Origin of the sequence: Halomicrobium urmianum (assembly GCF_020217425.1) — an archaeon.
Taxonomy (GTDB): Archaea; Halobacteriota; Halobacteria; order Halobacteriales; family Haloarculaceae; genus Halomicrobium; species Halomicrobium urmianum.
In genome coordinates this window covers 87,935-108,399 of sequence record NZ_CP084091.1, presented here as the reverse complement: position 1 = coordinate 108,399, position 20,465 = coordinate 87,935, and the positions used below count along the sequence as shown (strand labels likewise).

21 protein-coding genes and 5 pseudogenes are annotated in these 20,465 nt (G+C 56.2%); 20 read left to right on the top strand and 6 right to left on the bottom strand.

Translation table 11 applies throughout. The annotated features are described in order from the left end of the window. Positions 1-114 precede the first annotated feature (114 nt). Complete coding sequence (locus LCY71_RS17405; protein ID WP_225336197.1) at positions 115-936, bottom strand: IS5 family transposase; 822 nt, start codon at positions 934-936, stop codon at positions 115-117. A gap of 258 nt (positions 937-1,194) precedes the next feature. Between LCY71_RS17405 and LCY71_RS17400 the strand changes: the two genes are divergently transcribed. Further along, positions 1,195-1,365, top strand: coding sequence for a hypothetical protein (locus LCY71_RS17400; protein WP_225336196.1), 171 nt, complete (start codon positions 1,195-1,197; stop codon positions 1,363-1,365). A gap of 129 nt (positions 1,366-1,494) precedes the next feature. Here the strand turns inward: LCY71_RS17400 and LCY71_RS17395 are convergent, their stop codons facing one another. Further along, on the bottom strand, positions 1,495-1,860 hold the full coding sequence (locus LCY71_RS17395; RefSeq protein ID WP_225336195.1) for a hypothetical protein: 366 nt from the start codon (positions 1,858-1,860) through the stop codon (positions 1,495-1,497). Positions 1,861-1,974: 114 nt separating this feature from the next. Between LCY71_RS17395 and LCY71_RS17390 the strand changes: the two genes are divergently transcribed. The 15 genes and pseudogenes from LCY71_RS17390 (at position 1,975) to LCY71_RS17330 (ending at position 10,537) form a co-directional block, all read left to right on the top strand. Further along, positions 1,975-2,385, top strand: coding sequence for a response regulator (locus LCY71_RS17390; protein WP_225336194.1), 411 nt, complete (start codon positions 1,975-1,977; stop codon positions 2,383-2,385). Positions 2,386-3,145: 760 nt separating this feature from the next. After that, positions 3,146-3,585 (top strand): annotated as a pseudogene (locus tag LCY71_RS21900) (DUF8030 family protein). A gap of 157 nt (positions 3,586-3,742) precedes the next feature. After that, complete coding sequence (locus LCY71_RS17380; protein WP_225336193.1) at positions 3,743-4,276, top strand: DUF7342 family protein; 534 nt, start codon at positions 3,743-3,745, stop codon at positions 4,274-4,276. 8 nt (positions 4,277-4,284) lie between these two features. After that, positions 4,285-4,719, top strand: coding sequence for a toxin-antitoxin system TumE family protein (locus LCY71_RS17375; RefSeq protein ID WP_225336192.1), 435 nt, complete (start codon positions 4,285-4,287; stop codon positions 4,717-4,719). Positions 4,720-4,855: 136 nt separating this feature from the next. Further along, positions 4,856-5,146 carry a DUF8069 family protein gene (locus tag LCY71_RS17370; protein ID WP_225336191.1) on the top strand — a complete coding sequence of 97 codons (291 nt, stop codon included), beginning with the start codon at positions 4,856-4,858 and terminating at the stop codon, positions 5,144-5,146. 3 nt (positions 5,147-5,149) lie between these two features. Beyond that, positions 5,150-5,292 (top strand): annotated as a pseudogene (locus tag LCY71_RS21840) (DUF7558 family protein); the annotation flags it as partial. A gap of 54 nt (positions 5,293-5,346) precedes the next feature. Next, positions 5,347-5,565, top strand: a pseudogene (locus LCY71_RS17365) (PAS domain-containing protein); the annotation flags it as partial. A gap of 76 nt (positions 5,566-5,641) precedes the next feature. Then, on the top strand, positions 5,642-6,316 hold the full coding sequence (locus LCY71_RS17360; RefSeq protein ID WP_225336189.1) for a sensor histidine kinase: 675 nt from the start codon (positions 5,642-5,644) through the stop codon (positions 6,314-6,316). A 478-nt stretch (positions 6,317-6,794) separates the two neighbouring features. After that, positions 6,795-7,718, top strand: coding sequence for an ABC transporter ATP-binding protein (locus LCY71_RS17355; protein ID WP_225336188.1), 924 nt, complete (start codon positions 6,795-6,797; stop codon positions 7,716-7,718). After that, positions 7,715-8,560 (top strand): ABC transporter permease subunit, encoded by an 846-nt coding sequence (locus LCY71_RS17350; protein WP_225336187.1) that lies wholly within the window; start codon positions 7,715-7,717, stop codon positions 8,558-8,560. The genes LCY71_RS17355 and LCY71_RS17350 overlap by 4 nt, the downstream gene beginning before the upstream one ends. A 243-nt stretch (positions 8,561-8,803) precedes the next feature. Next, positions 8,804-8,962, top strand: a pseudogene (locus LCY71_RS21895) (DUF8069 family protein); the annotation flags it as partial. Beyond that, positions 8,962-9,289 (top strand): annotated as a pseudogene (locus LCY71_RS17345) (DUF7558 family protein). The pseudogenes LCY71_RS21895 and LCY71_RS17345, both read left to right, overlap by 1 nt. Before the next feature lie 71 nt (positions 9,290-9,360). Then, positions 9,361-9,663, top strand: coding sequence for a hypothetical protein (locus tag LCY71_RS17340; protein ID WP_225336186.1), 303 nt, complete (start codon positions 9,361-9,363; stop codon positions 9,661-9,663). Continuing rightward, positions 9,664-10,176: a PIN domain-containing protein gene (locus LCY71_RS17335; RefSeq protein ID WP_225336185.1), complete on the top strand. Its 513-nt coding sequence runs from the start codon at positions 9,664-9,666 to the stop codon at positions 10,174-10,176. A gap of 31 nt (positions 10,177-10,207) precedes the next feature. Beyond that, positions 10,208-10,537 (top strand): DUF8158 family protein, encoded by a 330-nt coding sequence (locus LCY71_RS17330; RefSeq protein ID WP_225336184.1) that lies wholly within the window; start codon positions 10,208-10,210, stop codon positions 10,535-10,537. 146 nt (positions 10,538-10,683) lie between these two features. Here LCY71_RS17330 and prf1 read toward each other — a convergent pair whose 3' ends face one another. Next, a complete protein-coding gene (gene prf1, locus LCY71_RS17325; protein ID WP_225336183.1) occupies positions 10,684-11,760 on the bottom strand; it encodes a peptide chain release factor aRF-1 in 1,077 nt (358 codons plus the stop codon). An 853-nt stretch (positions 11,761-12,613) separates the two neighbouring features. Between prf1 and LCY71_RS17320 the strand changes: the two genes are divergently transcribed. Together LCY71_RS17320 and LCY71_RS17315 are read left to right on the top strand one after the other, a co-directional pair. Further along, entirely contained in the window at positions 12,614-13,510 is an 897-nt protein-coding gene (locus tag LCY71_RS17320) for an SOSS complex subunit B family protein (protein ID WP_225336182.1), read from the top strand. Positions 13,511-13,781: 271 nt separating this feature from the next. Continuing rightward, positions 13,782-14,915 carry a homing endonuclease associated repeat-containing protein gene (locus tag LCY71_RS17315; RefSeq protein ID WP_225336181.1) on the top strand — a complete coding sequence of 378 codons (1,134 nt, stop codon included), beginning with the start codon at positions 13,782-13,784 and terminating at the stop codon, positions 14,913-14,915. 348 nt (positions 14,916-15,263) lie between these two features. Here LCY71_RS17315 and LCY71_RS17310 read toward each other — a convergent pair whose 3' ends face one another. Next, complete coding sequence (locus tag LCY71_RS17310; RefSeq protein WP_225336180.1) at positions 15,264-16,115, bottom strand: hypothetical protein; 852 nt, start codon at positions 16,113-16,115, stop codon at positions 15,264-15,266. Positions 16,116-16,376: 261 nt separating this feature from the next. On the opposite strand from LCY71_RS17310, the gene LCY71_RS17305 reads away from it, so the two are divergent. Next, positions 16,377-18,614, top strand: coding sequence for a DUF2254 domain-containing protein (locus LCY71_RS17305; RefSeq protein WP_225336179.1), 2,238 nt, complete (start codon positions 16,377-16,379; stop codon positions 18,612-18,614). A 14-nt stretch (positions 18,615-18,628) separates the two neighbouring features. Next, positions 18,629-19,228 carry a hypothetical protein gene (locus tag LCY71_RS17300; protein WP_225336178.1) on the top strand — a complete coding sequence of 200 codons (600 nt, stop codon included), beginning with the start codon at positions 18,629-18,631 and terminating at the stop codon, positions 19,226-19,228. Between the two features lie 20 nt (positions 19,229-19,248). Here the strand turns inward: LCY71_RS17300 and LCY71_RS17295 are convergent, their stop codons facing one another. Together LCY71_RS17295 and LCY71_RS17290 are read right to left on the bottom strand one after the other, a co-directional pair. Then, a complete protein-coding gene (locus tag LCY71_RS17295; protein WP_225336177.1) occupies positions 19,249-19,449 on the bottom strand; it encodes a hypothetical protein in 201 nt (66 codons plus the stop codon). A 43-nt stretch (positions 19,450-19,492) separates the two neighbouring features. Continuing rightward, positions 19,493-20,452, bottom strand: a complete 960-nt coding sequence (locus LCY71_RS17290; RefSeq protein ID WP_225336176.1) for a hypothetical protein — start codon at positions 20,450-20,452, stop codon at positions 19,493-19,495. Positions 20,453-20,465 lie beyond the last annotated feature (13 nt).

The window sequence follows — 20,465 nt, the reverse complement described above, 5'->3', positions numbered from 1 at the left end:
TGGGGAGAGTTTCGTGACGGGTGAGCCGATCAGGGAGCATAGTGTATTGTTGTGCCCGGTCATAAAAGAAGTTTGCCTGTACTGAATGATAGGTGAGTCCTCTCTATTGAACGTTCAGAGTGCCTTTTCGAGGTTGTGAGTGAGACAGCCGACAACGAGTTCACGGAACTGCTTCCACCAGCGTCGTGATCGGATGAATGCGCCATATTTCCGTTTCAGGCGAGAGTTCACAGTCTCATTCTGACTCCGTTGGCCGTAGAGGTCGTCGTCCAACCGAGCGTTCCATGCCTTGTGGAGTGACGAAAATTCTCGGTGCTTGATCAGGGGACGAATGCCATCTTCACGAGCTAACGCGCGAATCTGCTGGTCGTCGTATCCCTTATAGCCGAGGAGCACCGCTACTTCACCAGCATTTCGTTTAATGAGTGATGGCGCGATCTTCGAGTCGTGTTTTCTGGTCGTCGTCACGTGGAGATCAAGGATGGCATTCGCTCTGGTATCCACGAGAAGTGTAACTTTCAACTGTTGAATCGTCAACTTCGTTCGCTTCGTGTAGTGTTTCGAGGCGTGGCTCCGGTCAAATCCGGAGGCATCGATCCCGACGACACCGTTAGTCGGGAGCAGTGAAACAGAGAGGTTGAGCAAGACACGCCAAACGGCCATGTCAAGTCTGTCGAACGCTTTGCACAGCGTTGACGGCGCAGGGAGTTCGGTGAGGTTGATCGCTTTTCGAATGCGGGGCATCTCGATGAGTTCGTCGAGGAGAGTCCGATAGGTCGTGTCCTTCCGCACTTTGAGACACAGGAGAACGATGTGCTGATGAAGTGTGTACCGTCGTTTCGAGAACTTCGAGGAATATCGAGCCACAGCACGTTGCGCTAACTGAAATGCTTCCTCAACAAATCGGAGCAACCGAGACTTTGGGAAGGCCTGCATCTACTCAAACTACTGACTGAGCCTGCAATTCACTAAGGATTTCAACAGAGCCGGAGAATTCAATTCCTCTTGGTTCTAGCTGTGAGCTTCCTTGGCGGGCTAGTTTTCGGACGAGACTATGGCGGTGAGGCCTTCTTTGCGGTTGTCATCTTCGTCGGACTTGGACTACTGTTGCTCGTGATCGGCAAACTACAGTCTCACTTCTCGGAATAGTCTCCAGTCAGAAAACCTATGGGCTGCCGTTCATCAGCCGATTATATGGCGAACACGGATATCATTCTGTTCGGTATTGCAGTAATTCTGTTCGGAGGATTCTTCGCCGTCACTGAAGCGCTCAATTACGCGACGTGGGTGAACTGGATCACGGGCTTCGGCCTCCTCATTAGCCTCATCGGACTGGCCCTTGGGAATCCCGATGTTGATACATAGGCACACCTACCGAACGGATGCTTCACACCAAATCAGGTGGTGAGAACCCTCCTCGATCGGGAGAGTCGCTTCGATCAGTACAAGAGAGTCACCAAACAAACCACGACCCAGCATCCGCAGGTCGCCGATTTACTCGCTACGGTCGGATTCAGTAGTAGCCGTCGATTCGACCGGGAAGATCTGCGTGTCAGGTGCATTGAATGGGCTATCCGAACCTGTGAGCCACGCGGTGAGGTAGACGACGCAGGCTGCGATGACAGCAATAGGGAGCTGGAGAGTGAAAACGCCGTAGATGAGCGTAACGATGATCGTTGCACGAGTGACCGTCTGCCGGGTGGCGTCGCCATGGTACGCGAACGCTGCGACGACGGAGGATGCGAACGCGACGCCCGTGCCGAGGAGGGGCTCATAGGCGATAACCATCGAGTACAGGAGGGCAGCAATACCAAACAGGACGAACACTGCTGCTATGTGGATGCGTTTCAGGGAGGGCATACAACCGATGTGTCTTTGCTGAGTACTTAAATAACGTGTTTTCCCAATTTGGTATATAGACTAAGTACAGGAGAAGCACACGACATTTCCGATTAGATGTTGATAGTCCAATCTGTGTCTTCACGCTCACAGGAACCTGATGATCTCCTCATAATTGATGATCATCCCGGCGAGATTCGGCTTATAGAGGAGATCGTTGAGACCGCCGATATAGAAACTACACTCTATATAGCGTCTGATAAGGAGGAGGCTCGCGATATAATTCATCAGCCCGGTGAATACGATGCTGATCTCCGTCCTGATGCAATCTTACTTGATTGGAACCTTGAAAAGGGAACAGCAAGGGAGGTTCTGACGGAAATTAAAGATACGCTGCCTCATACCTCTGTAGCCATAATGACCAGCGCGAAGCACCAGAAAGAGAAAATCCAATCGGAAGGCCCTCAAGCAGATATGTATTTCACTAAGCCAGATAGTCCTCAAGGTTATATTGATGCAATTTACGAAATTCCTGCCGAGGAATAAATTGCCACGTTTTTGCTCAGTTTGCACGTGTAGTGTTCAGTAGATTCACGTGAACAATTCTCTAAAGAAGAGGATTTCAACAGAGCCAAGCGAATCGAGTAAAACCTACAATTCACTCTTCGCCGGTCCCGAACGCGAGCTTCTCAGACTAATCAAAAATGAACCTTAAGGAATACTGACCGTTGTCTTGGACTAGCCGATCCGGCGATTTTTCGGCGTCTATGAGGGTACTACCATAGTTTCTATATTTCTATCGGAGAGGTGGTCCGGGGAGTTAAGAACCTCGTCACGCGCTTTTCAGAGCCTATCTCCCCTATATTCGGCCGATATGGGGTGTATTCGACACGAGTCGCAGCTAACCTTCGTTAGCTGCTGAAATTCGTCGTCGGCGAGTGCGGCCAATATGTAATACTGATTCCTTCGAATTCGAGGCCCTCACCACCTCGTCAAGCACAATTACCCCGGGAAGCCGAGTTTGAATTTCGTCGAAGACATTTCCACCGCCTAAAAAAAGCCCGACGGACCTATTGTTGAATCTAAGCCCGTTTTGATATCCTTTGCACCTCCAGAATTATCCAAAGGAAGGCTAGGGTACACCGGTGCAAACGCCGCGGGCTCTCTCCGGCCGAGGGGCTATCAAACGACAAGTGTCTACAGCAAACATATCAGAAGCCGCTCATTGGATAGTGACGCGATTCGCGGTGGATTTTCTCACCCCCCAAGAGGGGAGAGGGGCGCAGTGAGCCCCCACCGAACTACTATGTCTTCAGAACACGAGCGACAGCAATCGGGACTACGTGGCGAACAGATAGAACAATCAAGCGAAGCGCCGTGGGCGGATCTCGAACTGACGGTTCCCAACGAGAGAAGTCAGCTCTCCATCGTTTCATTCGTCGAGTGTGTCCTCGTGGAACTCACTCACGAAGAGGTTGGTGCGGAGTACGTCTCTACGAACGTGTGGGGAGCAAAGCGAACGCAGTTCATCCCATCGACGACAACGGGGAGATGTTTCGGAAACGGCACTACGATGAACGACTTGGGTGGCACGAGTCGACAGTCAGTCGGCGGGCTGTTCGTGAGGATCTCATCACCCGGCTCACCCGGGCGTCGTCACAAGCAACTGATCGCAGTCACGACGTGCCGGTCGACAACCCAGATACATTCAGCGTCAAACCTGCTCGAGTGCTCCGGATGCGCTGACCTGCGTGAGTTAACCAACAGTTTCCTGAGCCACGACCTGTTGTTGGTTAATATCGTGCTCCTTTCGAAGCCAACCAGGCGGCCCCCTGTACGCTACTCTAATCAGGAAACTATTCCTCGAAGTAAGAACTATATCCTTCGCCTTGTAATCCCGAGTATGTCTGAGACAGACGCCGCCGATGGGCCACCCCCTTTCGAGGACGCGTTCAGTAGCGACGATGTCGAACAACGCATCTACGGCACCATCCTGCAGACCCGGAAGCCGACGACGGCGAGCGCGATCGCCGACAGCGCCGACTGTGACCCCAAGACCGCTCGGAAGTACCTTGGCTGGTTCGACGATTTGGGAATCGTCACTCGACACGATGGCCATCCGGCCACCTACGAACGGAATGACGCGTATTTTGAGTGGCGACGCATCAACCAGCTCGCGGCCGACCATTCCATCGAGGACCTGCAGGATCGCGTTCGTGAGCTAACGACGCGCATCACCGAGTACGAGACGACGTACGACGCCGCTTCACCGGCCGCAGTCGACGCCGTCGCCGCCGCGGAGGACAGCGACGAGCGGACCATCGACGACGTGTACAGCGACCTGGCCGACTGGGCGACCGCCCGCGAAGAGCGTGACCGCTACGAACGTGCGCGCCAGCAACGCACGGGTGGCGAGCGCGAACAGGCGTCCGGGTAGCCCGCTCGATGGTACCACCGACAGGGGATGGCGGGAGCCCTGCCTCCATCGATCGTCCCATCCTCGAGTTCCTCCAGTCGCGGCTCCAAGTGACGAGGCAGGTCTCCCGAGCGACCGTCACGGACGCCAGCGGCCATCTGGAACTCCACGTCGTCTTTGCCCCGTCGTACTACCCGGCAGCCGTCGACGAGGCGCAGTTGACGGTCCGTTGGTACACGAATGACGACTTCAAACTGCACTATCGAGAGCAGCACTCGGACCACGCCTGGGAGTGCCGGTGGGACCGACACCCGAATCCGCACAATACACGAGACCATTTCCACCCCCCGCCCACCGCCTTGGCGCCCGGCGAGGACGCATCGTGGCCAGACGACCATCGTGACGTCGTTGCGCTCGTCCTCGAGGAGATCGAAGACCGAATCACAGCCCTCTGGAGCGAATAAGGGGTCACATCTCGTGTGGAGTGTTCGTCGGCGTCCCCAGGAACGCTTCGCGTTCTGGTGTGCGAACGAGATGCGATGTGTCTCGTTAACGCCGAAAGTCGTGCAGCGCGCGATAGCGTGCACGGCGTGACTCATAATGGCTACTCCCGATCCTCTCGACGATACGAGTCCCGACTACGAACAGGTCGAGAGAGTGTTGCTCGCGAAGGACCGCGACAACGCCGGCGTCGACACGCAGGATATCGATAGCATGATCGCCTGCAGTCTGGTCGACGACCTCGTCAACGCGGACGTCGTCACTCCAATTCCCGAGGAGTGCGTCCTAGTCCACGAACCGAGCGGGACCGCGTTCGACTCGACGACTCAGCTAGCCGTCTACCATCATGGCTGGACGGCCGCTTGCAACGCCAACGTGGAGGCCGAGTAATGCAAGCAACCGTTCGTTGGCTGTGCCGCCCCATTCGGCGCAGAGACCGGTGAAGCCATACCTGAGGGAAAGAAGAGCGAGTCACTCACCAGATCTGTGTCGACTGCGCGGTCCAGTCGAGTCCCTATCCCGACGACCGTGACCACTAGGCCTGCGATAGCTGTGGCCCGGAGCAACAGGTCGACACGGAAAAGGATCGCTTTCAAGCCGTGTTCGAACAAGCGTCCGACGCGATGCTCATTGCGGATGACGACGGCGTTCTACAGAACGTTAACGCCGCGGCGTGTCTGCTCTTCGGCCGCCGGGAAGACGAACTCCTGGGGACAGTGGCCGAGGAGTACACGGTTGACGATTTCGACTTCGAGGCGGCGTGGGATACTTTCCAAGATAAGGGAGACATGCGCGGTCTATCCCGTTGAACGCCCAGACAGCTCGGTATGCGTCGCCAAATACGCCGCAAGTACGAACATCACGCCGGGGCTACACCTCTCCATCTTGCGTGATATCACCGATAGACGCAAATCCGAGCGCGAGATGTACTTCGAGAAGGAACGGCTCTCTGAGTTCGCAGGCGTTCTTTCCCACGACTTACAAAATTCCGTTCAGGTTGCCCATGGGCGTCTGGAACTTCTCAAAAACAGTGCCACACCTGATGAACGAGCCGAACACCTTGAGGCCGCCAAGGCCGCCGTCACTCGAATCGAACATGTCATCGATGACGTGCTTGCCATCTCCCAACCGGGAGAGGGCGGTATCTCAAAGACGACCGTGGATGTATCGGCTCTGGCCGGACGGGTCTGGTCGAGGGTCAATCCCGGCCATGGCGGCGCCGCGATTGAGAATGGGATCGTCATTACGGCGGACCGACGCCATTTGGAGCACCTGCTGACCAACCTCTTCCGGAATGCGGTCGAACATGCCGGCGAATCAGTACATGTCTGGCTTGGCCGCCTCAATGAGGGGAATGGATTTTTCTTTGAGGACGACGGGCCAGGGATTGCACCGGAAGCGCGGGAGAAGGTATTCGATTGGCAACACTCAACGAAAGCCGGTGGGACGGGAATCGGCCTCAAGAGCGTGAAACAGATTACCAGGCCGAAGGCTGGGAGATCGCGATCACGGACGGTGACACCGGCGGGACGCGGTTCGAACTGTGCGGCATCGAGATGAAGAGCTGACCGAGTATCGGGTCAAAGGGAGCAGGATACGATAAGGGAACCAGCAGAAGACACGGTGGTGGACTAGTATCCGTATTCAGAGATCAAGTATAGGGGGAACACAGTCACCCTCTTATCCGCTGCGACAGATTCATCGAAAGAGCAAGTCGTGTAAAGGCGGGATGAGTATAGTCTCTGTATTCAGCATGTTCGTCCTGGCAGTAGTCGAGTAGAAGACTCGGCCACTGCTGAGTTAAGGGCGCGTCTCTCGCACGGAAGCTTTTCCAGAAAGAGGTGGCTTGAATCGGTCAGTACAGAAGGTGGATCACTAGAATTGTATCGGAGATACGCGGTTCAGGAATTTGTACGAACAAAGGAGTCGAAGTGGACATCTTACTGAACACTTGGATCCCCGTTGCTGGATCGGACGGATCCAAGTAATCGGGAGATGATTAGTTTCTTATCTCTATGGTTAGCTAAGCGGAAATACCATGCCCTCCATCGAGACGCGCGGCCTGATGAAACGCTTTGGTGACGATGTCGTCGCTGTCAACAATCTTGATCTCACGGTTGTTCCCGGGGAAGTATTCGGCTTTCTCGGACCCAACGGTGCCGGCAAGTCAACGACGATCAACATGCTACTCGATTTCGTCCGGCCGACGAGCGGATCGATCTCGGTGCTGGGCTGCGATCCCCAGACCGAACAGCGTGCCGTCCGCGACCGCATCGGGATCCTCCCAGAAGGATATAGCCTCTACGACCGCCTCTCAGCCCGCAAGCACGTGCAGTTCGCCGCCGATCTGGAGGACTGCGCGACCGACCCCGACGCGGTGCTCGAACGGGTCGGTCTCGGGGACGCCGCAGATCGCATCGCGGGCGACTTCTCGAAGGGGATGGCCCAGCGCCTCGCCTTGGCGATGGCGCTCGTCGATGAACCAGATTTGCTAATTCTCGACGAGCCGTCATCTGGGCTCGATCCAAACGGCGCCCGCAAGATGCGCGAGATTGTCCGCGCCGAGGCCGACCGGGGTGCCACCGTGTTCTTCTCCAGCCACATTATGGAGCAGGTCGAAGCGGTCTGTGACCGGGTTGCAATTATGGACGACGGCGAACTGGTAACCGTCGATACTGTCGACGACCTGCGCAGCGCCGCGAACACGACCACGACGTTGGTCCTCACCGTCGACGATATCGCAGTCGACCCCGTGTTCAACGACATCGACGCCGTCGCCGGAGTGCGTCGGGACGGTGAAACCCTCCGCGTCGACTGCACGGATCCGGCCGCCAAGGCGCAGGTAATCGCCGCCGTCGAGTCCACCGGGGCGACCGTCACGGACATCGACGTCGAGGAGACCAGCCTCCAAGAAGTCTTCGCCAGCTACACCGCAGGCGACGCTGAGGAGGCCCGGTCATGAGCCGAGCGGCGCTTACAATCGCCCGCAGAGATTTCGCGGACGCTGCCCGTTCGAAGCTCCTCTGGGGCGTGACCGCGGTCCTGATCGTCGCAACGCTTCCTGCGTTCAACGGCCTGCTTGGTTCTCAGATTATCGATGACGCGGCCGATGCCGCCGCGTTTGTCCCGATGTCGTTCCAGTTCTACGTCACCCCGCTGGCGATAATCGTGGCGTACCGGTCAATCGTCGGCGAACGCTCTTCGGGGAGCCTGCGGCTCCTCTTCGGCCACCCCGTAACGCGGCGTGACTTCGTCCTCGGCAAGACGTTCTCGCGCATCGCGCTCGTGGTCGCAGTCCTCCTGACCGCCACGGCCGCCTTGACAGTCGCCATCGTCGCTACGTACGGCGAACTCCCGCTGCTCCTCCTAGTCGTCGTCGCCGCCTACGTCGCGGCCTACGGTGCGGTGATGACGACCCTGACTGTCGGGGTGTCAGCGGCCGCTGAGACACGGCTCCAATCACTGACCGGGATGCTCGGTCTCTTCCTCGTGTTCGGGCCGTTCCGCCTCTGGCACGACCTTGCCATCCCGGCCGCCGCTCTACTGTTCACCGGCTCCACGTCGCCCGGAATCAGCCAGCTTGATCCCGGAACGTGGCCGACCTGGTACCTCTACGTTCAGCGCCTCAATCCGATGGAGACTTTCACGATGACCCACGGATTCGTCGCCGGCCTCGTCAACTCCACATCCGGGTCCGTGGGTGACACCACCGTCCAGTTATTCGGTCTCTGCGTCCTGTTGGCCTGGGCCGTGGTCCCCCTGATGCTCGGATTCCGCCGATTCGACCGCGCGGATTTGAACTAACCTCTAGGCAGATTCTAGCCATGAAGCTCTGAAATGACTATCTATGGTGGTCGTGCGTCCATCCAGATACGGTAGACCACGACCCGCCCGTGACGAGGCGCGCTGCTCGCAGGCACCGGCACTGCGACCGCAGCCCCGGCCAGCTACGTCGGCTCTGATGACACTTGTTCGATGACCGAGCACGAAACCCACCAAATCCATGACGGTTGACGCGTCCCGCGATGACGGGAGGGCCCATCTTCCATCAATGACCTGGTCGACGACAAGGTGGTCACTCCCATCCCCGACGAACGGGTCCTCGTCCACGAACCAAGCGACGAGGCATTCGACCTGATTCTTCAACTCGCAGTCTTCCCTCAAGGCTGGACCGCCGCTCGCGACACCCACGGGGGAGGACAGTGATGCAACAGATGCTCCCTGGCTGTGTCTTCTGCAATCCGGTTCTCGGTACAGACGTGGGGGAGGCTCATACCTGGAGAAAAGACGAAAGTAGTTATGTACCCAATCTGCATCGACTGCGCGATCCAGTCGAGTCGCGATCCCGACTACCCTGACCAGCATGCATGCGATAGCTGTGGTATCATCGTCGATGCGCTTGCAGCCATCACACGGTTCCGTGTCGAACTCGGTCACTTGGAAGGCCCACTACAGCTGTGTGCGAGATGGAGTCCCGGTGGGACCGATACGCACTGGACGCGTGACCTCGAAGAGCATCTCGTGGACAGGTGACGCTTGGCCGAGTGAGGCTCACATCGTACACACGAAAACGGCTAAGTGCGTTGGCTCACAATGTACACATCATGAGCGCCGATAAGAAGCGCGTGCAGTTTCGGGCCCCCAATCGGCTCATCGACCGCGCCGACGCACTGGCCGCAGTCCTCGGGGAAGACCGAACAGACGTCCTCGTGACCGCGCTTCGGGAGTACCTCCAAGACGCCGCTCACGACGACGCACTCACCCAGGAGATCGCCGCCGCCTATTACGACGATGAGATCAGCTTCGAGCAGCTCAAAGCGCTCGTCGGCGCCGAGGAGGCGGCAAACCTCCGAGTGTTGAAACAGCAGTTGGACGAGGACTTCATCGACGAGGTCGCCGACGCATAGATGTCGCGGCTTATCGCAGACGCCTCCGCTCTCGTGAGTCTCGGGATCGTTACTGACGACGACCCCGATCCACTCGCACTCTGTCTCTCCCGGTACGAGGTCGTCGTCCCAACAGCGGTCATCGATGAACTCCAAGAGATCGCCTCCTACGATGACGTCCATGGACACGCCGCGTCTGCCGTACTCGACCAAGCAGAGTCATTCACGACACAGTCGGTCGACCTCGATGCCGAGTTCCCCCTCGATGACGGTGAGAACGCGGCGGTCACGCTCGCGAACGATCTCGATGCTGCGCTCTTCCTCTGTGACGAGTTCAACCAACTTGGCTTGATCCACGCCTCACTCGCTGATACCCGACTCGTCACGACACCGACGCTGCTCTCGGTTCTCGTTCGAACTGAACACCTATCAGCTGCCGATGCGCGGCTGCTCCTCGATGAGATTAGCAACGCCCGTAGCTGGGGCGCGAACAGTTACGTACAGCGGGCTCGCTCGTTGCTCGAGGTGACCTGACACTGTGGAGAATACTTCGAAGTGAACAGGAATGCCCGATAACGACGCTCTCTACGACGTTCGTGAACGAACCAAGAATCCCGAGCACGCATCAGTTGACGATGTAGTCGAACTCGTGCTCGAACGCGCACAGAATCCCCGGACGGAGCACCGGGACGTGCATCTCGACGAGATGATGGCTACTGTCGTCGACAGGTACGGGACTGACCCCGTCCGAACCGTTATCCATCGCATCCTCGTCGACCACTACCCCTTTCGGACTGCCACGCACGACCTCGAGATGCGTAACGTAGATGGCATTCGTATCGGGACGGCGGCCGGCCAGGTCCTTACAGAATTGAACGCACAGGACGACGGTTGAGACCGGTGTGAGTTATTCGTGTCTCCAAGAGCGACACCGCGCCTGCCCGGTTTACGGCCATTTGAGGTCGTCTGCACGACCGATGACTGCCTCCAGACCCGTACACTGGGACGCTAGAACAGCTATGGCGTCAAAAACTACTCGGCTTAGTTAATACGGAACCGGAGGAGCGCTCCAAGGCCCCCGAATGCAGTATCGAACTGAGCACCTCGATCTGTGTCAGTCGACACAACGAGACACTCACCGCCTTGGTCGGTCGTCGCTTCCTCCAGTTCACGAATCTCCGCTGGTGGCCGTGCGTCGGAAACGAGAAGGACGTCGACCGCTCCATAGTCGAGGGCGGTTCGCGTTTCATCAGCTCCGTAGGCGACATCTCCACCCTGTCCCAGCGCCGTGAAGAACCGATCGAGGGATTCCCGCTCCCGTCGGCGCTCAGCATCAGACAGTACGTCCTCGGCACGCTCTACGAGCTGCGAGAGACCCTGCTTGGTCGCGTACTCAATCGGATAGACGCCTAGTATGTGGTCCCGCAACTCGTGGTGGAGATAGTCACCCTGCTGGAACTCGTCGACGGTGATTGTCGTCCCGCCGAGGATGACGCCATCGACAGTGGGCTCATCGAGGAACGTCTGCTCGGCAGCGTCGGCGACCTGCTCGAAGAACTCGTGTTTCTGGCGGTCGCGCTCGCGTTCGAATCGCTGCGCACTCTGACCGCCAGCACGGGATTTTCCCATCACTTGGCTCTCGAAGGTCCGGCTGGAAACGATGCGTTCGCCGGCGAGGCGACCGAGGGCAGCACGGCCCCGTTCGAGGACGACCAGACCGTACACCTCTGACGGGGTGAGCGCCTGCTCGACGGGGGCTGTCTCGAATTCGGCTGCACAGCGGTACAGTGAGACGTCGACGGGGACGTCGAGATCGTCGAAGACGGCGTCCTGCAGCTCACCATCAACGACACCAGCGTAGATGACAAGGCCGCTTGGTGGTGGCTCTTCGTACGCTTGGAGGAGGCGTCGGATACGTCCGAGCGCGTCCTGGACGTGAGTTCGTGTCTGATCGGATTTGATGTTCGCAGCCTGTGCATATTCGCGGTCAATGCGCTCACGAACCGCATGGAGCGATTTGTCTGGCGGGACGGCCACGGTGATGAGCTCGGTGCCCTCGCCACGGTAGTTTATGAGCTGGTCGATTCGATCGCGGAGTTCGTACTCGGTGGTCTGCATTTGTCTCGGTGAAAGCGGCGTCGCTGCTCGATGAGAAGGCGATACACCCGCCGGCGCCGCTACCAACTACGAAAGAACAGAGCAAGCGCTCATCGTCCGCACGTTCACCCGTTGCACCGGCGGTGTGTGGTGCATACTATATCGTCCGTGGCGGTGCAGGATAATGCTTCCGTCGAGACGGCAGGGGGTGGCTGAGAACGAATAGAAAGCCCTCGGCCGCTCGGCATCCCGCGACCCACACTGCGCTCCTCGTGCCTGTGGTGCTTGCGGGGTCGGGGGGCGACCGAGACGACCTCGCCCTTTCTGAGTCCACCAGGATATCGGCTGTGTGACAGAGCGTCGAGCCCGGTTGAACAGGTTCTTTGTTACGGCACGCCCCGCTCGCCGCTTCTGCCCTCCGCGTCGCTCGCGACCGACCATTCCGGGCGTGCGGGCGCTCGCGGTGCGGGGAGCGCCCGTTCCGGGCTAAAGTAAATCTGGTCTCGACGCCAGCATTAAGTGCGTTTTCGGTTGCGCCCCTCGCGGGCTTTCGCGTTCCAGCGCTTTGAGCCGTTCCGCGCGGCGAGCCACACCACGGCTCGCCGTGCTCACGACCGTCGCCCTGGACACGGACCCGCAGTCCGGGCCGGACGCGAGAAACGGCTTAAAGCTGGCCGCTCGCTCCGGGCGGGTCGGCGCGCGGTTCTGGTTGGGTGGTCTCCCTGAGGCGCGCTCTCGCTCGCGCCCCAAGGGGCGCTCACGAAGGCGCGAGCGAGAGCGCGTAGATGGTTCTGTCGGGCGTTGTCGTCGGAAAACCGCGATGTTGCAGCATCGCGGTGTCGGGCGCTGGGCGCCTTCGGATCAGTGAGATCCAATGTCAAGTAAGAACGTTACCAGTGAAGTAGTTTCGGTCGATGAACAAGCATTCGAAAAAGCGGACGAAGCGGCGGTCGATGAAGAGGGCTTCGAGGTCGTCGATGAGACCCCTGAGTTCCAGGCGACGGTGCAGATGGAGGTGCAGGCAAAGGTCGATGCGAACCACCCGGATGGGATGGTCGACACCAGCGAAGAGCGGATCTACGGTGCGACCCTCGAACAGGAAGAGCGCATTCGGGCGCGGGAGGCTGAACTGGAGCGCATCAGTGCCAAGGCAGAGATGGGGACGCAAGAAGGTCGGGAAAAGCGGACGCGAGATATCGTAGCGAAGCGAAGCGCTGAGCGGCGTGCAGAGTTCCAAAAGCGGGCGGCAAGCGTGGACCCGTGGGCAGACCCGGAGAGAAACGATCCTCGTGCAGAACTCAGGCAGGAGCAGTTGGCGGCGGTGAACAAGCAGTCGATGCGGCTGGCGGAGAAACTGGATGGCTGGTCGCGAGCAGCGATTGGTCGGCGGCTGGGTGAAGCCGTAGTCGGTGGGAAAGACATGATGAGCGCAGTCGTTGGGGTGTTCGAGGAGTTGCAGACGGCTCCTGGGACGGTGGTTCCCATCGGGATGCTCGAGAACGTCAATCGCAAAGAGGTGAGCATCGAAGGTCGTGTTACGGTACTCTGGGAGAGCAACTCTCCGGCCATTCAACAAGTCGGTCTCATCGAAGACGACAGTGGGCGGACGAAGTTCACCAGCTGGAAAGCGTCAGATGCCCCCTGGATCGAAGAGGGCGAGCGCGTGAGGATTCACGGAGCGGCGAAGAACTGGTACAACGGGCGCGTCTCAGTAGCCATCACTGGCTGGTCGACCCTGCACTTCCCTGAGCGCGGTCGGTGGTGGGAATAGCCAGTCGTCGTACCCTTCTTTTTTGCTACGTGCCGGACCGACCCAGGCCCCTCCTCCCCACCCTCCGCTCCGTGCTCGCTCCGTGAGACTCGCATTCGCTCGTCTCACGTGCCCTCGTTTGCGATGCTCACGAGGACTCCGCTGCGCGCGCAGCCACAACCTCGGGTGTCGGTGTGACATTTATAACAGAAAACGGGAGAAGGTGTGCGCGACCGGGCGTGTTTGTCCGACCCCACGGAGGGTGCGGGCGCACCAGCGCTCAGAGTTACGCATGAAAATTGAAGGAGACTACACGTGCGACATCTGTGGCGAATCGTTCGAGACGAACGTTGGGATCGCAGGCCATATAGCAGGCCACAAGCAGTCAATCTCACCAGACCACATCATCGAGGAGCTCAGACGCGTCGCCGAACAGAAAGGCCGAACGCCGATGCAACCCGAAGTTGAGAAGGAGACGGAGTTTACAGTTGGTGCCGTACAATCAACGTTCGGGAGTTGGAGAGATGGGCTGAGAGAAGCGGGGCTTGAACCACTCGATCACTCGTACTCAGGAGAGGAGCTAACCGACGAGTTGCGGCGCGTGGCCGAGATGCTCGGTCACTCCCCGTCAGTAAGGGAAATGAAGAAATATGGAGAAGTATCTCCAGGTGCGGTAACATGGCAATTCGGATCGTGGAATACCGGACTCGATGCTGCAGGGCTGTCGACGACGAAATCGACCAAAGTCACACGGCAAGAAGTAATCACAGCAATTCAGGCCCTCGCTGACGACCTTGGGCGGCCACCGACCGCCTATGAAATGGATGAACAAGGGGAGTATGCAACGAAAGTCGCCCAGTGGCGCTTCGGTAGTTGGAACGCTGCACTTCAGGAAGCGGGTTTTAACCCACATACGCGGCGAAATATCTCAGAAGAGGAGTTACTTCAGGAGCTGACTCAGCTCCGCGATGAGCTGGGTCATGTGCCCTCATCTGTTGAAGTGCGAAAACACGAAGAGATCACGATCTACCCATACATCCATCGGTATGGGTCATGGAAGCAGGCCGTGGAGGCAGCCGGGCTCGAGTACCGGGGGCAACCGAGCGGACCAGATCATCCGCACTGGAAGGGCGGCTACGGGGACATTTCGTACGGACCGAACTGGTACAAGCAGCGCAAACGCGCGTTGGGGCGTGACGACTTCGAGTGCCAGATGCCGGGCTGTACAATTGACCGAGAGGCACACCACGAACGCTGGGATCGTGACCTGAACGTCCACCACATTACGCCACTTGGCACATTCATCGATGCCGATGGCGTCCTCGACTACGAACGGTCGAACCGGCTTGAGAACTTGGTCACGCTCTGTCAGCGACACCATATGATGTGGGAACAGTTCGCTCCGCTCCAGCCCGATATTCGCTAACCGCTCACGGTGGTGTTTCTCGCCCCCGCCAATGGGCGGCGGGGACACTAGCTTCCCGTACCAGCATGACCGAAGATACAACGCTCATAGCCCGTGAACGGCTTCGCATTCACCTCCGCGAAGCCCGCCGGACAACCGACTCACCAATCGTCGAAGCACAGTTAACGGCTGCTCTAGAGGCTTGGAACGACCTACCGCCGACACCCCTTCGGGAGTGTCCCGTCTGCGGGAAGGTCGGACTCCCAGAGCGGATTCGCAATCACGACTGTACGCAGTCGTTGCGGCAGGAATACCGCTAACCGAGCAGGGTGCCCGGTGAAAGTTGATTCTCCAATTGGCGAAACACAGTTAGAAACCACTCTGGATGTCTGGGATGAGCTGCCTCCGATGTCTTCGGTAGAACAAATAAATAATGGGCCCGAAAAATCCCCAGAGAAGCCCCAGATAGTGGGATAGAATGTTCACAGTGCCGTCGCCTTGGGCGATATCTTGAGGAAAGAGCAGTACAGGAGACAGCAAGAATAGGAGGCCCGCGATCATTACCAGTTCAAAATAGCCTTCCATCGAGGTTAGCCCGGCAGCGGCTTCCTTTACCTCGTCAAGGCCCACCTGGTAGGTGTCGTAGACGGTGATCAATACAGCGAACAACAGAATGCCAGCTGCTGCAGTAACGCCGGAGTAGGTTCCTGCGATGATTGCGGCGGCTATGAGAAACAGTACGACCCCGTGAGCGGGTTCTATCTCCTCTGAGACCTTGTTGTGGATGAATAGAAATAGCGAGACGGGGAGGAGCCCGAAGAATGCGGAGCCGATTCCAGAGAAGCCTGCTCCGGTTCCAGAGCCAAGAGCGGCTATGTTGCTTAGAGCTATGACGAACGGGAGGATGAAGAGGAATGCCAGGAACGTGTATCGGAACAGCTGCCGTTCATCAGCCAGCACGAAAAGCAAATATATTGGACCGATCAGAACGCAGTAAGCCGCCAAATTATTGCTGAAGTGATTGAATCCTCGATGCACAAAGGCCGAGCTCCAGAGATTGACGATAGAGTAATTACCGTAGTCCAAGATCAAAGAGTTCTGAATTGACTCAGGAAGCAGGAAGATCAACGAAAGAAAGATCGGCACCGAGAAAATCAAAGCCAAATCCGATACCCGCGCATTCTCTCTTACTTCGCTCCGGAAATTACCAAGCCACGCCATAGAACGAAAAACCTCTCCAGGACCTAAATAATCACACTTTACGCGGGTATTCGAAGCCTGATATTACTGTTCTGGGTTCGAAAGCCTGAGAAGCACTTCGATAGAGGAGACTAAGAAAAGCTCGGGCAGGTTCTAGAAAACGTCGAGCAGACCGTACCGGACAGTGAGTTAGCAGGCCGGTAGATGATAGACTCATCCGTCTGAGAGGGTAACAAAGATAACAGTAGATACACCATTGCTCGACAGAAAGTTGATTTTGGTATGAGGGTTCGTTACTGGATTAGATATCTGCTTTATATAGCATGGAGGCGCATAAAAGCGATTTTCAGCGTCTCTCTTTATAGGTACGGAGAGCTTCTGTGCCTAGCTTCCGCTTTGACCCTCGTTCTCCTGACAATAACGGTTGTCTGGAGACCTTTCGGAATAGGCTCGATTATTCAAGAGGTTTCTAATCCGGCTATCTTCGATCAGTCGCTCAGCTTGATTCTAAATTTTATGAGTGTGATATTTCTCTTGGTGATATTCTTAATTCAGAATGCGAATCAAGAGTACTCGCCGCGCCTTTCGATGCTCATTTTCAAAGACAAGTACCTCATAGGGATCCTTGTCTTTATCCTCGGATTCTCAGCCTTCAACTTGACAGGCCTGTATCTGGATTGGGCGTCGCCGTATGATTTGGTTAGCTACGTTCTGTCAATTATTGCAGTTCTCTTGATTGGTGCTATTATCCTCTTCACGGGCTACTTCCTGAATATCTCGAATATTGTGGACTACGTCACGGATCGGATGCTGCGAAAGATTGAGCCGCGTAATATCTATTCGACTTGGAGGCCTCTTGTCCCGGAGCACGACGAGGAGTTTACTGAGGATTTGGTCAAGGATGTTCATCTCTTGTTTTCGACAGGGAGCAGGGCTATTGAAAAAGACCAGAGAGACGTGTTTGAATCGACCCTGAATTCGATCTCTGAGGTCTCAGATCGGTATTTGGAGCAGACTAGCGGTGAGATTACGAATGACGACTTCATTAATGAAGTCGCAGACTACTTCGAGTTCTTGATTAGAACGGCACTGGAAGAGGATTCACGGCAGAAATATCTGGATGATATCGCGGAGGCAATGGGTGATATAGCTCTCTCGATTGTCGAGCATCGGGACATGGGCGGTCAGAGCCAGATGGCGGGTCGCCTTTTGAAGTCGATGAAGGACCTGTTTTTCAAGTCATATGGTCTAGATCTGACCTCGGTCGGGCACGTCTGCATCGACAAGATCGACGAAGTATCCGTCGCAGCCTTGGAAGATGGAGATTACAGCTCTTACAACTATTACAACAGTCACTTAGACGACATCGCAGATATTTGTGCGGAAGCTAAGCAGTACTATTCGGCACTGCTTCTCCAGAGAGCATTGAATAAGTACCAGTGGCAGTACGTGAAACTGGTACAGCTTCTACTCGATGAGAAGCTTGCAGTCGAGGAATGGCAGATCCGAGACTTCTTCGACGACCTGGCCAACAGATTCAACGAAGCAACCAGTGAGACCTCACTTAGCCAAGAACAGCTTCTCTATGCGGCCCTGTACGGAGCGAATTCGTTCAACTGGAAGCTCAAGAGAGCAGATATCCAAGGGATTGAGAATCCACGTATTGAACGGATCACAAAGGAATATCTCGAAGAGTACATCGACTTCCACCATCGGAGTCTTACGACCGATATCGGTAACAAACACTCCTCTTCCTACAGTGTGTTTCCGGAGATGCTCTACCTTGTTTGCTACAAAATCGAACTCAGCGACGAGTTCGAGCCAGAACTGTTGAAGCAGATCAACGATAACTGGCTTGACTACATCGAGCAGTACTATCAACACTGTATCGAGGAAGACGAAGGAGTCTACTCAAAGGTAGAGGAGAGCATGATGGACTACTACGCTCTCCAGATTATCTTCCACCGAGAAGACAAAGAATCACTCCAAGAGTTCACTGGAGACTTTGTGAATCTCTATAGTAACTTGCCGAAGAACCAGGACGGAAGATGGGGAGATGCAGTGAATCGGTCTCTCTACAAGCATTTGAAGCTGTATGGCTGCTGGCTGAGCCTGTCGTTCGATGTTCAAAAAGACTTCCCCAAATTGTTCGATGTATTGGTGTCTGATTTCCAAGACGTGGTACAGAGAGGAAAGGCCCTTCCGGCATCCCCTACACAGAAGTTTGGTTATGCATCGAAGCACGGTGGTGATTGGGTTAGACCTTGGACAATGTCTGGATCCCAGGTTTGGGGGAGCAAGGTTCAGTATGCTATCTCAGCCGAGATGAATCAGAACTTTGGGCAAGACAATCAGCTACACCATGAATTAGCGGAAGGAATAGAAGGGGCAGATAAGCCAAGAGAAAGGCAGTATCGATGGTTCCATTTCGATTTGAAAACCCGGCATGATATCCGATCAGCAGTAGCTCAGGGTGTAGCTCTAAGGGAGTACCTGAGTCACGATAAAAATACTCGGTGAGGGGTTGAAGGACGATGGCACGGAATCACCAGGAACTTTTGACTGATCCAGGCGAGAGATTTGTTGAAGAACTCTGTTCGGTTCTCCATAACGACGAGAAGGTGGAGGCCTTTATCGAACGCTACGGAGTAAAGGAGTTTACTGGGGGCTCTTTGGGCCGGAGGATCTTTTCTCTCCCCGACTCACTGGTTCGCGATGACTTCATTGGAGACACCGATCTTGAAACATTCTACGTAATCAAGGCATCGGGGAAACCTCTGCCGCATAGTTATAGAGAAATCAAGGTATGGCAGAAGGCCTGCGATTTGGGGCGGAAACACGAGTCCCTTTTTGCCCCAATCCATGCATGGGATGCAGAGGACTACAGATGGTTGATTATGAGACGTGTAAGGCCTGTTTCTCCGCATAAAGGAGATATAGCGTATCTGCTTTCCGGTCAAGAGTATATCTACGATCCTGACGCACCCGAATGGATGGAAGAGGAATTGACCGAGCTAGGGTGGACAGTTGAGGATGTAGAGATGAACGTCGGTGTGCTGAATGATGGACTTTGCATGATGGACTATGGCGGTGTGGATAGAAGAGACGATTCAATCGAAGTTCGCCACCTGTAAACGGAGAGCGGGGTGGTTGGTCAGGGAGCAGCTGCCCGTACAAACGAGAAGATAACAGCCGCAAAGACACCAATAACAGCGACACCGGCGGCCAGCTTGACAACCACGGTAATGAGGCCACTCACAACCCCCGCATTCGCTCCTAGAATAATAGCGGCAGCACCAAAACAGACAGCCATAACTATAGCGGCGACCGCTGCTTCGACTACCTGTTCGGTCATATTCATATCTTTGAGGCAACCTTCATATGTTTTCTGTGGCCTTTCAATCAGTTGCGACCTGGCGCGCCTCGAAAAAGTGTTTGAGAGCCGTATTAGCCACAGCACGCCGTTCTTGCTCAGGGACAGACTCATCACAGACATCAAGCAGTTTGGATACGCCCTCACGTCGCAGGCCCAACAATGTCATATACTGATCAAGCGAAAGACCAGCATTAGATAAGCGGTAGGAGACTTCAGTGCGTGGGATTCCCGCAGAGAGCGACTCATGGGCTTGACTCAGTTTGGACTGAGCCGTATCGTATTGGGACTGTTCGTAGGCTCGGATGCCTGATTCGATCGTTATGGCCGTATTAAGATAGGTTTGCTGTGCAGTGAGGTGTCGGTCGAACACATCACGCTGAACGCGAAGGGAATCGATGACTTGGCTCTGATTTGGAACAAGCTTGCGACCGTTTGAGGTGACCGTCTCAGGATCCTTTTTTGACTGGCTAAGTCGCGTGATAGACTCCTCGAATGACCCAAGGTCGAATGCGGTCACAGGTTCATACCCGAGGCTTCGCTTGTGGCGGAGTACCTCCAGTTCAGACTCAGCCACCTGTGACAGGAGGGTTGTCCCCGTGTTGAGCGTCCTCGCGAGCGTGTTGTAGTAGTCTATCGCAGCATTAAGAGCGGAGGCCCGTTGCTCGGTCTTGGGTCCGCCTGAGTCGTGTTGATCGAGAGTATCAGTAACCGGTTTCACCGATTGAGTGATCTCATTGTGGAGGAAAGAGGCTTCCCGTGGATTAGCCAGATCTGCTTCGTTTACCCGTTCAGCGACGTCTACAAGCTGGGTTTCGGCCTGGGCAAGCTCGTCAGTGTCTTCCTTTTGTGTGGAATCCGACTGGGTAATGAGAAGCGATCCACCACCCAGCACGGCCACACCCAACAATAATTTCCGACGGGCAACCTCCTCACGGAGGTCCTCAAGATCGAATCCGTCAGTAGATCGATCCGAATCTCGCACTACACATGCCTAC

Coding starts and splice junctions, on each gene's coding strand:
- LCY71_RS17380 (WP_225336193.1), top strand. CDS start 3,743: ATGTCTGAGACAGACGCCGCCGATGGGCCACCCCCTTTCGAGGACGCG.
- LCY71_RS17315 (WP_225336181.1), top strand. CDS start 13,782: ATGAAAATTGAAGGAGACTACACGTGCGACATCTGTGGCGAATCGTTC.
- LCY71_RS17400 (WP_225336196.1), top strand. CDS start 1,195: ATGGCGAACACGGATATCATTCTGTTCGGTATTGCAGTAATTCTGTTC.
- LCY71_RS17395 (WP_225336195.1), bottom strand. CDS start 1,860: ATGCCCTCCCTGAAACGCATCCACATAGCAGCAGTGTTCGTCCTGTTT.
- LCY71_RS17370 (WP_225336191.1), top strand. CDS start 4,856: ATGGCTACTCCCGATCCTCTCGACGATACGAGTCCCGACTACGAACAG.
- LCY71_RS17310 (WP_225336180.1), bottom strand. CDS start 16,115: ATGGCGTGGCTTGGTAATTTCCGGAGCGAAGTAAGAGAGAATGCGCGG.
- LCY71_RS17320 (WP_225336182.1), top strand. CDS start 12,614: ATGTCAAGTAAGAACGTTACCAGTGAAGTAGTTTCGGTCGATGAACAA.
- LCY71_RS17330 (WP_225336184.1), top strand. CDS start 10,208: ATGCCCGATAACGACGCTCTCTACGACGTTCGTGAACGAACCAAGAAT.
- LCY71_RS17355 (WP_225336188.1), top strand. CDS start 6,795: ATGCCCTCCATCGAGACGCGCGGCCTGATGAAACGCTTTGGTGACGAT.
- LCY71_RS17305 (WP_225336179.1), top strand. CDS start 16,377: ATGAGGGTTCGTTACTGGATTAGATATCTGCTTTATATAGCATGGAGG.
- LCY71_RS17295 (WP_225336177.1), bottom strand. CDS start 19,449: ATGACCGAACAGGTAGTCGAAGCAGCGGTCGCCGCTATAGTTATGGCT.
- LCY71_RS17300 (WP_225336178.1), top strand. CDS start 18,629: ATGGCACGGAATCACCAGGAACTTTTGACTGATCCAGGCGAGAGATTT.
- LCY71_RS17375 (WP_225336192.1), top strand. CDS start 4,285: ATGGTACCACCGACAGGGGATGGCGGGAGCCCTGCCTCCATCGATCGT.
- LCY71_RS17405 (WP_225336197.1), bottom strand. CDS start 936: ATGCAGGCCTTCCCAAAGTCTCGGTTGCTCCGATTTGTTGAGGAAGCA.
- prf1 (WP_225336183.1), bottom strand. CDS start 11,760: ATGCAGACCACCGAGTACGAACTCCGCGATCGAATCGACCAGCTCATA.
- LCY71_RS17335 (WP_225336185.1), top strand. CDS start 9,664: ATGTCGCGGCTTATCGCAGACGCCTCCGCTCTCGTGAGTCTCGGGATC.
- LCY71_RS17340 (WP_225336186.1), top strand. CDS start 9,361: ATGAGCGCCGATAAGAAGCGCGTGCAGTTTCGGGCCCCCAATCGGCTC.
- LCY71_RS17350 (WP_225336187.1), top strand. CDS start 7,715: ATGAGCCGAGCGGCGCTTACAATCGCCCGCAGAGATTTCGCGGACGCT.